Source organism: Rahnella sp. AA (assembly GCF_002834385.1).
GTDB lineage: Bacteria > Pseudomonadota > Gammaproteobacteria > Enterobacterales > Enterobacteriaceae > Rahnella.
This window is the reverse complement of sequence record NZ_PITQ01000006.1, coordinates 277,660-290,220: the sequence shown is the minus strand read 5'-3', so window position 1 is coordinate 290,220 and position 12,561 is coordinate 277,660. Positions and strand designations below refer to the sequence as shown.

The window sequence follows — 12,561 nt, the reverse complement described above, 5'->3', positions numbered from 1 at the left end:
AAGCTGCCGGTAAAGACCGGCAGCAACGTGATTTCTGATTATTTGACGATTTTGACATCCGGCAGGCTGCCGGTCAGGCCATTGTAAATATCCGGTTTGAAACCGGTCACGCGGGCACTGCTGGCCGACAAAATCTTACGGTTGCCGAGCAGGATCACCGGCGGATCGTTCGCCAGAACTTTGTACAGTTCGTGGTAAACCGGCTTACGTTTTTCGATGTCGAGCGTCGCATTACCTTCGTTGATCAGCTTATCCACTTCCGGATTGTTGTAACCCTGCTCCGTGGCCTCGGTGCTGTAGTAATCCCAGACGCCGTCGTGCGGATCGTTGAGCGTGCTGGTGCTGAATGACGCCAGATCGTAATTCCCCGCTTTACGTTGCGACATCAGCGCGTTGAAATCCACGACCTGCGGTTTCAGCAGCACACCTATTTTCTGGTAATCCTCTTTGGCAATCGGGATCAGCGCGTCGTTCAGCACTTTTTTGCTGACCAGCAGCGTCAGTTCCAGGCGTTTGCCGTCTTTCACACGAATGCCGTCAGCGCCGGTTTTCCAACCCGCTTCATCCAGCAATTTATTCGCCTGCGCCGGATCGAATTTGTACGGATTCACGCCATCCGTGTTATACGCCCAGGAGATTGGCGCAATCGGCTCGATAGCCACGGTGCCGTAACCCTGATACACCACGTCGATCAGTTTCTGGCGATCCAGACCGTAGATCAGCGCCTGGCGAACTTTCACGTCCTGCAATACCGGGCGATGAAGATTGAACTCAATCTTGCTGTAATCGCTGGATCCGTACAGGTTGATGTTCGCAAAACCCAGTAGTTTCAGCTGTTCGATATCATCCGGGCGCGACGTAAAGGCGTCGTAATCGGTATCACCGGTCTGGAATAACTGGAAATTGGTCGACGGATTAGTGACACGGTAGATGAAGCGAGGCGTCGGCGGTGTACCACGGTAATAATTAGTGTTGGCGTGGAAACGGATCTCCTGCCCCGGGATGTATTTGTCGTAAACGTACGGGCCGTTACCCAGCGGTTTGCCGTGCAGCGTGCGCAGCGTGTCGAGATTTCCGCGCTGATAATCTTTGCCGTAATAGGCTTTCGACAGCACCGGCCCGCCGATTTTTTGTAGTGTGGTCGCACCTGCCTGAGTCGTCGTCACCTGTAACGTCAGCGGGTCGATGACTTTCAGGCCACTGACGCTGTCCGCTTTACCCTGCTTGTATTCATCACCACCGGCAATATGCGCCAGCGTAATATCGGTATCGCCATCATATTTCGGGTCATACAGCACGGTCAGTGTGAACGCGACATCTTCCGCCGTCAGCGCAGAACCGTCGCTGTACTTCAGGTTCGGACGCAATTTGATGGTGTACGTTTTGCCATCCGGGCTGACTGTCCAGCTTTCTGCCAGACCTGGCACCAGTTTGCCCTGACTGTCCCAGTCAATCAGACGGGCGAAGATCACGTTGGTGACGTTTTCATCCCAGCCATTCACGAAAAAGTAAGGGTTAAAAATCCCCTGCGGTTCGGAGATCCCGGCGATCACGGTGTCTGTACGCAGTTTAGCGGCAGCAGGAACCTGGCTGGCGTCTGTGGCAGGCGTGATGCCTTCTTTGAGGACATCGTCCGCAAAGGATAAAGAAGAAAACATCACGGCGCTGGCCAGCAATGCGATTTTAAAAGAAGCGGTACGGCGCGCGCGGGAGACGGATTGCGCGGGAGCAGAAGTGAGTAACGTAGCCAAGTGACATCCCTCATCAATAAGTGTGCAAAAGGTTTGCAAATCATGACGAAGAGTAAGGTTGGGGTTTGTCATTGTCTAACAACGAAAAAATATGGCTTATAGCTAATTTATATTTCCAAAAGAGAAATAAAAGTAAAAAGAAATAAAAACTAATCCTATTAATTCATATAGTTAATGTTAATTATAGATGACTGGGGTTTTCCTCTAGCTTTCATGGTGGCGATAAAATGGCGGTGGATAACCTTTAGTCTGACCTGACAATAAAGGCCTGTAATCATTGATAAGGCACAGTGGAATAAATTCCCCTGCAGCGAAAGTACCGCAAGGGGATTTTACTTATGGTGTAACGATATTGAACCAGAACTCAAATTTATCCATGTAACCCAACATTTCATCTAGCTTCGCGCCGTTGCCGGTAACCTTCACATCGCCTTTATCTTCAGCTTGTTTCAGGGTTTCTTCCTTAAGGATGATTTTGTTGAGGGTGTCGCGATTCAAAACAATGGTGGCATCGGCGTTTTTCGCCTCTGCATCAGCGGTATGGTTCAACACGCCGTTTTCCAGTTCCAGCTTGTACTTGCCGCCATCACTGCCCAAATCGACGTTGAATACTGCTTTCGCATTCGCTGCTTTCTCGCCATTGATATGAACGCCGAGGTAGTCAAAGAACATTTCCGGTGACATCGCTTTTACCGTATCCGGACTTGCCGTATTTGGTGTTGGCAGTTTCTGTACACCGTTACGTAATTCCTGCGCGCCAGTAAGATAGAAATTACGCCATGGCCCTGATTCGGCCTGATACCCCAACTGTTCCAATGCGTCTGCTTCGAGATTGCGTGCTGCTTCATTTTTCGGATCGGCAAAGACAACTTTACTCACCACCTGTGCAACCCACCGGTAGTTCCCCTTATCGAAGTCCTCTTTAGCTTTTTTCAGAATGTTATCCGCGCCGCCCATATAATCGACAAATTTCTTCGCCGCTTCCTCCGGTGGCAGTTCATCCAGTGTTGCAGGGTTGCCGTCAAACCAGCCGAGATAAAGAACGTAAGTTGCTTTAACATCATGGCTCACCGAACCGTAATAACCCCGGCTTGCCCATGTTTTAGCCAGACCGTCCGGTAGTTTAAAGTTTGCCGCAATTTCATCACGAGTCAGGCCGGTATTTGCCAGCCGGAGTGTCTGATCGTTGATATAGCGATACATATCGCGCTGACTTTTCATCAGGTTAACAACATTCTCTTTACCCCAGGTCGGCCAGTGGTGCTGTGCCATGATGATCTCTGCTTTATCACCCCAGCGGTTAATTGCATCGTTAATGTATTTTGACCAGGCCAGCGGGTCACGAATTTTTGCGCCACGTAGTGAATAAGTGTTATGCAGCGTGTGAGTAATATCCTCTGCTGCTTCAATCATTTTTTTCTCTTCTACGTACCACAACATTTCAGAAGGGGCTTCGGAACCTGGTGCCATCATGAAATCGTAGGTCAGACCATCAATCGTTTCTTTCTGCCCTGTTTTAGTGATGTAGTTAGTTGGAGCAATTAACGTGACCGTCCCTGCTGATGTGGTGGTACCCAGCCCTGCGCCAACCTGGCCTTTCGCATCCGGTTTCAGCAGGTTCCCATACATGTAACTAGCACGGCGGCTCATGACATTACCCGCCATAATATTCTCAGATACCGCTTCATCCATGAATCCAGCAGGCGCATAAATTTTTACCTTACCGGATTTCACATCAGCTTCATCGACCACACCACGTACACCGCCGTAATGGTCAACATGACTGTGTGTATAAATGACCGCGACAACAGGTTTCTTACCCCGATTTTTATAGTACAAGTCCATGCCCACTTTCGCGGTTTCTGCCGAGACTAAGGGATCTACAACTGTAATGCCTTCTTTACCTTCGATAATGGTCATATTCGAAAGATCGAGATTACGGATCTGATAAACCCCATCAGTCACCTCGAACAGGCCGCTGATATTGATTAACTGGGATTGTCGCCAAAGACTTGGGTTAACACTGTCAGGAGCCTTGTCGCCTTCTTTTATGAAAGCATATTTTTGAGGATCCCAGACAACATTTCCCTGAGAGCCTTTGATCACATCTGCCGGTATAGCGGCAATAAAACCTTTGTGGGCATTGGTAAAATCGGTGTTGTCGGAGAAAGGAAGCTGACTATAAAGTGCATCATTAGCTTGCTTCGTCGCTGTCGTCGCATCTTTCGGTGCTTCCTGCGCAAAAAGCGGTGTTGATGAAAGTAACCCTGCCAGAGCAAGGCTTTTGACTATCAATTTAAGTTTCATTCCTTATCCTCAAAAAGTAATCATGCCCCATATGAGGCTTATTCATTAATCTGCACACGATATGCCTCGCACGAGGTATAACGATTGCGAATTAACGTCTTCATGACTCGTTTTAAGAATAATCAGGATGTTACATTACGCAATGTTTTAACATAAAAATCACACAACCTATTGGATATAAATACTTTTATAATAAGTCATCACAGGGAATAATATTTTCAATTTCACAAAAATAAAGATTTAAATTCAATTTCCTAATTATCAGCTTTCCGCCGCCTCATAACTCACATCTGACAGAAGCACTTCCAGATTCAACGCAGCCAAAAACCCACTCCCACCCAGGCGGTACGTAGGTTCCGGATTTAAATCCGGACACTGATCTTCGCCCTGAAAACTATACTTCTCAACGGGCGCACGCTGGTCAGAGGCTAAACCCGCTGGCCTGAATGGCGATAAAATGGCGGTGCAAATGGTGCATACTGGCAATTAAAGGGTTTGCGTGACAGATCATGTCAGTGCTCACTTACACTAAAAACCTGCTTATACGCTAGAGATAGGCTTTCGCTCTGGGTTTTATGCCTCATGAGATCCATTTCTGAAACGATGGCTTATAGCTTTTGGGCAGTACGCTGATAAAGCCACCCAAACGGGTAATGTGGAATGATTTCCTGATCACACCCAGTAAGTACTCACTAACAACAAAGGGTAAAATAATCAGATAGTTAGAGAAAATGGCCGTCAAAATTATCCTGACCCTCACAACGAAAAACGGCGTATCTCGATGAGATACGCCGTTCGTTTCTGAATGCTTTCCGGCCTTACTCTCAGGCTACGGTTTTTTTACTGCGGGAACTGACCTCAGAGAGGATCTCTTTTTGTTTATTCTTTTCGCCTATCAGCTTGTACCAGCCTGAGAGTTTACGCAGATCCGGTAATGTTGCCTTCTCTTCTACGTCGTAAGCACTTAATTTCTCACGATACTCCTCAAAGATATTGATACAACGGCGCGCCCACTCACCTTCCAGCGCAGAGCCAGTCACAGCGCGCGGACGGCGTGGCAAGCGCGGGCGCAGCGGTTTGCTGGCCTCTGGCGCTGACTCATCAACATACGCGAACTTGATCGAAACAACGGTTCTGCCCTGCTTCACCGGCTCCCAGACCACGGAAATATCGGTATTGGCGTTGATCCGGTTGATCGTCGGCTCAAGCAACTTCTGGCGGAAGTCACGGTAATCCTCGTATTTACCCGCTAAACCGGCCTTCTCGCGCATCCAGTTGAGATCCAGGGTCACTTCAATGGCTTTGCCGCTGCGTCGCCCGTAGAGGTTTTTGGCTTTGATTAACCAGCCATACAGGCGCACGGAAAATGGGGTATCCAGTTTTGCGATATTGGCAAAATTAAGTTTGGTGAAAGACTCTTTTAATTCATAAAGATACGGCGCAACGTCCTGACCGAATCTCAGTACAACGGCGCTGTGATCATCACTGCTGACGTATTCCAGTCGCGAAAACCACGAAAGCTGTACGGTACGAACTTTGCCGGTTTTCGTATCCGGTTTGTAGATGGTGACCGGCTTTTTCATCAGGCTTTCTGCCGCTTCACGCAGCTGGCGGTGGCTGCTCGTCGGGTTTACCCCGTAGATCCGCTGGTAATCCTGAGGGAAAAGTCGATAAAGCGTGTCGGGCTGAGGTTTCCTGCTATCAATTTGTGCCAGCGCCAGGTTAAGCAAGCGCATTTCATCCAGAGTAACGCTGTAGGCGCCTTCAAGAAGATCGTTCCCCTGAACTACGGTGAGTTTATTCAGTTCCATGTAGCAGGATCCATAAGTGGAAAGTAGGTAAATTATTCCACATAAAAAATACTGACGTAAAGTAAAAACAAGGCTTATTTATTCTTTAAATTTCATGGCATTAGTAAAAGATCAAAAAACATCGATCAGGAAAAACTTCCACATATGATTTTCCACAGCATTTGGGATCCTTTTTTTAACATGCTGGATCTGCACGTTTTTTACAGGAAATTACTCCACGTATTGAACTGAAGGTCTCCGCCGCGAAATATCATGAATACACGCAGTTCTCCCCTGTTGATCAGAAAATTCCTCCACATATCGCCCTGCATTGTACGTTAATTGAACGAAGGCGGATTTGTGATCCCCTTCTCATTCCACAATCAGCGCATATTCCCCACCAGAAACAGAACCGACAGGAAAACCTTCCACATATGCATGCAGCCTCGAGCAGAAAAAGTCTCCACATTTGGGAATGCACGATCGGTGATCAGGAAATAACTCCACATAAGGAATGAATTCCGATCTCAGGAAATCTTTCCACCTATAGTAAATGGCGGGATCAGGAAATGCTTCCACGTATTCACGTCGTAATACGTTCCCTGACCGGACATTACCGTGAAATCATTCACGCTAGATCAGATAATTCTTCCACATATCAACAAGTGACAATGTCACCGTATTTATAAGTAACTGTTTTTAAAGTATTAGTATTTCCGTGAGCGTTCAAATGACGCTAACCAGATCAGAAAATCCCTCCACATAACGACAAATTGGATCAGGAAAATCTTCCACATATGCCCTCTTCTGCTGCCTGAATACAGGTTTCTGAAGCGGGTAATGGTGGTGAGAATGATCCTCTGCCCGTTATGTGACACAACGTGACGCTGTCACAGGAAATGTTTCCACATTAAGAAGCAATTAGGGATCAGGAAAAGACTCCACTTATCAAAAAAATGTTTTGTGGCAATGTGTTAGCTTTAAATCTAAGCTGGTGTTCCTGAGATGGGCTGTCACTGCAAACTGTCCACAGAAAAAACCTCCACGTATCCAGCAGACTGATCTGTAAGGAAATTATCCACAGGAAAAAGCTCTACATTGATCATGAAAAGGATCCACATCCAACAGGAAGGATCTCCACTCCGGACAGGAAATCTCTCCACAATATGTGTTGTATTTTACTGATTAATATCAGAAAAAACCTCTCTTAAAGAGAAAGATCTAAACTTAAAAATAAAACAAAACACTATTTGATCTTGAGATCCTGATAGGGACTGGAGAGGCTATTGCGTAAGGGGACTGGTAACACTAAGCCGGACAAGGTTGTGCAGGCTTTAGAAACAGAAACGGGTCTTATAAGACCCGATCCAGACAGTTGAAACGATCAGGAACGCTCGTTAGTGATAAGCCATGCATTGATCAACTCTGTCAGAACATCTTTCATCTCGCGATCTTGCAGGAAGCAGCTGGTTTTGAAGCGGCGATGCAACTCTTCATCGATGTTAGTCTGTAACTTCTTCACTGAAGCGGGCGGCTTTGCTACAGCGTCAAGTGCTGTAGTCAGTTGTCTGTGCTGGCCAAGTTTCATTTTCATTTCAACAACTCCGTAATTTCTTTGGTCATAATTTCAATCTCGCCTTTCGCATTACCGTCCGTTGTATCGAAGACTGTACCGCCATCCATCATGGTACGGATGTAAACCTGGCGCTGAGTAGTGCCTGTGCGCAGTGCCGGAACGCCTGTATCTGCAATTGATTCCTTCAGGACTTCCAGCATCTTAGCGGAGGCGACTTTCTTAGTGATCAGAAAACGCGCGATGACAGGTTGTAAATTTTCACGCGCCTCAACAACGGCAAGTATAGCGCCGCAGGCTGCAAAATCTAAAGGTGACGGTGTCACGGGGATCAGTACTAAATCACTGACCATCACTGCTGCTGATGAAATTGCCGAGATTGCTGCTGCACCGTCGATGACCACGTAGTCATATTCTTTCAACTGCTTGCGTACGGTATAGACTTCTTTTTCTGATGCGGCTTCCGCCAAGTCGAACTGGCATTTGCTTTCGTCGTACCAGTTACTGATGCTTCCCTGTGGATCGGTATCGACCATCACCACTTTATGACCTTGCCTGGCAAGACAGGTTGCGATGTTAATAGAAGTCGTGGTTTTCCCTACCCCGCCCTTCCCGTTCAGGAAAGAAATAATTTTCGCTGCCATAACAACCTCTTGATGAAGCGCTAAATGAAGATTATTGAATCCCGGAATTATAGGACTTTGGGATTCAATATTTATGTAATCATAGGATTCTGGGATTTAAAAATCCATGAATCACAGGATTGAAGCACTACTATAAAGTCTACATCTGATGATTTCAATATTTTAGGATTACCGAATTATATTATCCTGTAATTCCAGGATTACATGATTAGCGGTTTAAAGAGCGCGGCGGTAGCATTATGTTCAGGATGTTGTGATTTTTGAATCTCATCATCCCAGGGTTTTGGGATATCAGGATTACAGGCGGATAAGGTTGAAGTATCGAACTCAGAGAATAATGGTACAACTTGAAGCTACGAGGATTTAGGTATCTTGTGATTTCATGATTCTGCAATCTTGGGATTTTCGCGGGGATGCATCATGCCAATGAGAGCGCCAAAAAGTTTCGGCTGGTGTTGACGTTCAAAACAGTAGCCATGAAAATCTCACCATCTCACCATCTCACCATCTCACCATCTCACCATCTCACCATCTCACCATCTCACCATCTCATCATCTCACCATCTCACCATCTGATGATTCCTGTATCCAGGGATTTATACATCTTGGGATTTCTGAAGTATGTGATGCCAATTCTGTATTTTATGATTACAGGATTAAATGATTCTGGCATGCCTGACATTACAAAATCCTTAAGTTTTTGGATATGGGTAGCAGGATTATGGGATTAAGTAATCTTTGAATCATTTGTTATCATTAGAAGATCATGCCGGTATGTTTGGTACGACAGGATTCCAGGATGACATAATCCCATGGTCTTAATGAGGATCACAGGAGCATAAGATTACACGTTGATGAGTGCTCTCTGGTCTTATCTTGTTATGTGTATCATGTAATCCTGGGATTTAAATGGAATCTCAGGATTACATGATACCGGGTTGGGATTCTATGATTTCATAATCATTTCATGAAAATCATTTAGTTAAATTCGGAAAGTTGAATTGATTGTAATCTACCATCAGAGGATTTCAGGATTCCATGATTATCTATAGGATTTTGAGATTACAGGATATCCATAACAAATTACAGGATTGTGGGATTCTCATAATGCACGGGGATTCAGAGATTCCATGATTATGGAGGTGATGAGTGCAGACTTATAAGATTCAAGGATTCTGAGATTCATCGATAGCATAAGATTACCGAATCCTAAAATCTCAGGATTAACGCAACTGATAATGAATTTTGGGATAGTGGGATTTCAGGATGGTGTGATTTTATGATTATGAAATACAGGCTTGAAGGATGTTGTGATTATAAGATGCTGGGATTTATCTTGTGATGACAAGATGACAAGATGACAAGATGACAAGATGACAAGATGACAAGATGACAAGATGACAAGATGACAAGATGACAAGATGACAAGATGTAGAAACAATAAATCCCAAGATTATAAAATCTCAGGATTTTAGGATTGGAAGATTCAGAGATTTGAAAGGCGGAATTAATGGGTCACAACATCAAGTGCACGCAGATGTTCAGGCAGCCAGGAAAGAAGAACTTCTGATCCGGCTTTCCAATCCGGATTCATGTGTGCGGCAGAAAGTTTCACCATGAAATTATCTTGCCCGGCAACCTCAGTCATCATCCTTACATGATCGCCAAGATAGATAAATTGCTTTATCCGAGCTTTAACGTTTTCCATCCCGGGTTGCGGGTTATTCACGCTGATCCGCTCGGGGCGAATCGACAGCAAAATCTTTTTACCTGGCGAACTTGGACGAATTTTAACTGCGCGTAATCCGGTGCCATCATCGAGTGAAGCACGATAGTAATCACCATCAGAAGCATCATTAGTCGCGAGCAGGCTGTTATTTTCTCCGATGAACTGTGCAACAAACGCATTATCCGGTTTTTCGTAAATCACGCTTGGGCTGTCCATCTGCTGGATAACTCCGTCGTTAAACACCGCTACGCGGTCAGACATGGTCATCGCTTCGCTTTGGTCATGAGTCACATAAACAATCGTCAGATCCAACATCTGATGTAATTGCTTGATTTCCATCTGCATGTGTTCACGTAACTGCTTATCCAGTGCGCCGAGCGGTTCGTCCATCAGCACGAGTTTGGGTTCGAATACCAGAGCGCGGGCGAGGGCGACACGTTGCTGTTGCCCGCCGGACATTTGAGCCGGATAGCGGTCGGCCAGCGGTTTTAATTTCACCATGTCAAGAATGCGGTCAACTTTCTCTTTGATATCCGTCTTGTTCAGACGGCGGATAGTGAGCGGGAAAGCCAGATTCTCCGCAACCGTCATATGCGGGAACAATGCGTAATTTTGGAACACCATACCGATATCCCGCTGATGCGGTGGCAAATTATGAAGTGGCTTATCGCGTAAAAGAATTTCACCCTGCGTCGGTGTTTCAAAGCCTGCCAGCATCATCAGGCTGGTCGTTTTGCCAGAGCCAGAGGGGCCAAGCAGCGTTAAAAACTCACCCTCATGCACATCAAGATTAAGATTTTTAACTACCAGCTTATCGCCGTCGTAACTTTTCTTGATATTTTTGAAGCTGACATACGTTCTCATCACAAGCACTCCGCAGATAAAAATTATCGAATATCTAATGACGCGACCCGGCACAAATCGTGCATAAAACATCCTCAAAAGGATTGTTTGTGTGGCGTTGCTAAAAATCTTTACCACCCACCCGAAACGCGAACAAGCATTTTTTAGCAAAAAACCACAAAAAAATGGCCTGAGAGAAATCTCGCAGGCTTATGAATTCTATTGCTATTTTTTTAAGTTCACAGATTATTGCTAGCAATATGGAAGGGGGCTACGCAGGATCAGGCAAGTTATCAGCTTCCGTTTCGGTGTACTCAGTCAGCGCCTCATGTGCACTACAAGATTGCAATCTGCGTCGTAAACAATCAACGATATGCCCAAATGCTGTTTCAATCTCTTCTTCCGGCACACAGCCGTAGCCCAGCAAAAGCCCACGCCGCGGGGCGGGACGCAGGTAATACGCCGAAAGTGGGCGTGTCAGAACTTTCTTTTGCTCCAGTTCTGCGCTCAATGCCACATCATCAATCGAGTCTGGCAGTGACAAAATCATGTGCAGCCCTGCATTGCTGTTTTCACACAAAAACGCCTGCCCAAGTTCCTGCTCAATCAATCGGGTCAGTGCGTTGCGTCGTTTACCGTACAGCAGACGCATCCGGCGGATATGCGCTGCGTAATGGCCTTCACGAATAAATTCCGCCAGCGTCAGTTGGGTCAATCCATTACCGGCGCGATAAAGTTCTGAATGGGCGATTTTAAGGCGAGATGCCAGCGGACGTGGTAACACGACGTAGCTGATACGCATAGCGGGATACAATGTTTTGCTGAATGTCCCGATGTAAATCACGGGTGCATCGCTGCTCAAACCCTGAAGGGCGGGGATGGGATTACCGGAATAACGAAATTCGCTGTCGTAATCATCTTCCACTACCCAACTACCTTGCTGACTCGCCATCGCGAGTATTTTCTGACGTCGGGCAAGGCTCATCACGGACCCCAGCGGGTAGTGATGTGACGGTGTCACGCATATCAGCTTAGGTGCACGGTTTTCTGGCGGGTTATCCGGCGGGTCCATGCCATTTTCGTCAACGGCGATGGGTTGAATCTCGACACCGTTGATGGTCAGCACGTTACGGATGCCCCAGTAACTCGGCTCCTCAATCCATGCAACGTCGCCAGGGTCACACAGCATTTTGGCCAGCAGATCCAGCGCCTGATGTGTCCCTGCGGTGATCAGGATTTGATCTGCAGTGCAGTCCACAGAGCGGGCAATGCGCAGATAATCCGCCAGCGCGTGTTGCAACTGCGGGCACCCGCCGTGACGAGAGTAGGTGAGAAATTCAGGATGCAATCTGCGACTCAGGCGGTTCTGCAGTTTTCGCCAAATATCATGTGGAAATTTGGTGACATCAGGTACGCCAGGCATGAACGCCCCCCACTGGTGCGAAGCGACACCCGTACGTGTCAGCAGTTGAGAACCCCGTTTGGAGAGAGCAACGTGGCTGCGAACGGGCGGGCAATTCGTCATGGTTTTATCTGCGATAACGCCATCCTTAGGCAAATCGGCGGTGACGAAGGTACCACTTCCCGTGCGGGTCTGAATGTAACCCTCGGCCTGCAATTGCTCATAAGCGGCCAGCACCGTATTTCGTGAGATATCCAGTTCTTTTGCCAGATCACGGGAAGCGGGCAGGCGGCTGCCGGGGCTGATGCTGCCATCGAAGATAGCCTGTTGTAATGCCAGATAAACCCGCTTATTTAGCGTACCGGCAACATCCTCTGAAAGCCCGGTAAGACGTTGCAAAATGAGGTCAGAAAGGAGTGAACGCAAAAGTGGTACCTCAAAATAATTAAAACTGGTTCTGGATTATAGAGCCGCTGACGGGATAAAAAACAAGAACGGATTGCTAATTCGACAAATTGTTCA

Annotated in this window: 7 protein-coding genes; all 7 read right to left on the bottom strand. The window is 46.7% G+C overall.

Going from position 1 to position 12,561, the window contains the following annotated elements; translation table 11 throughout:
• Nucleotides 1-38: 38 nt before the first annotated feature.
• Nucleotides 39-1,658, bottom strand: a complete 1,620-nt coding sequence (locus CWS43_RS16425) for an ABC transporter substrate-binding protein (RefSeq protein WP_232777031.1) — start codon at nt 1,656-1,658, stop codon at nt 39-41.
• A 429-nt stretch (nt 1,659-2,087) separates the two neighbouring features.
• Complete coding sequence (locus CWS43_RS16420) at nt 2,088-4,058, bottom strand: alkyl/aryl-sulfatase (RefSeq protein WP_101078112.1); 1,971 nt, start codon at nt 4,056-4,058, stop codon at nt 2,088-2,090.
• A gap of 824 nt (nt 4,059-4,882) precedes the next feature.
• The gene (locus tag CWS43_RS16410) at nt 4,883-5,869 is read right to left on the bottom strand and encodes a replication initiation protein (protein WP_101078108.1); all 987 of its coding nucleotides are present in this window, start codon (nt 5,867-5,869) and stop codon (nt 4,883-4,885) included.
• Nucleotides 5,870-7,232: 1,363 nt separating this feature from the next.
• Nucleotides 7,233-7,442, bottom strand: coding sequence for a plasmid partition protein ParG (locus CWS43_RS16405; RefSeq protein ID WP_101078106.1), 210 nt, complete (start codon nt 7,440-7,442; stop codon nt 7,233-7,235).
• The gene (gene parA, locus CWS43_RS16400) at nt 7,439-8,065 is read right to left on the bottom strand and encodes a ParA family partition ATPase (RefSeq protein WP_014341720.1); all 627 of its coding nucleotides are present in this window, start codon (nt 8,063-8,065) and stop codon (nt 7,439-7,441) included. Before parA ends, CWS43_RS16405 begins: the two co-directional genes overlap by 4 nt.
• A 1,507-nt stretch (nt 8,066-9,572) precedes the next feature.
• On the bottom strand, nt 9,573-10,658 hold the full coding sequence (locus CWS43_RS16390; RefSeq protein WP_101078102.1) for an ABC transporter ATP-binding protein: 1,086 nt from the start codon (nt 10,656-10,658) through the stop codon (nt 9,573-9,575).
• A 250-nt stretch (nt 10,659-10,908) separates the two neighbouring features.
• Nucleotides 10,909-12,465 (bottom strand): PLP-dependent aminotransferase family protein, encoded by a 1,557-nt coding sequence (locus CWS43_RS16385; protein WP_232777020.1) that lies wholly within the window; start codon nt 12,463-12,465, stop codon nt 10,909-10,911.
• Nucleotides 12,466-12,561 lie beyond the last annotated feature (96 nt).

Excerpts from the sequence above, each read along its gene's own strand:
- CWS43_RS16410 (WP_101078108.1), bottom strand. The coding sequence starts at position 5,869 with ATGGAACTGAATAAACTCACCGTAGTTCAGGGGAACGATCTTCTTGAA.
- CWS43_RS16420 (WP_101078112.1), bottom strand. The coding sequence starts at position 4,058 with ATGAAACTTAAATTGATAGTCAAAAGCCTTGCTCTGGCAGGGTTACTT.
- parA (WP_014341720.1), bottom strand. The coding sequence starts at position 8,065 with ATGGCAGCGAAAATTATTTCTTTCCTGAACGGGAAGGGCGGGGTAGGG.
- CWS43_RS16425 (WP_232777031.1), bottom strand. The coding sequence starts at position 1,658 with ATGTTTTCTTCTTTATCCTTTGCGGACGATGTCCTCAAAGAAGGCATC.
- CWS43_RS16405 (WP_101078106.1), bottom strand. The coding sequence starts at position 7,442 with ATGAAAATGAAACTTGGCCAGCACAGACAACTGACTACAGCACTTGAC.
- CWS43_RS16390 (WP_101078102.1), bottom strand. The coding sequence starts at position 10,658 with ATGAGAACGTATGTCAGCTTCAAAAATATCAAGAAAAGTTACGACGGC.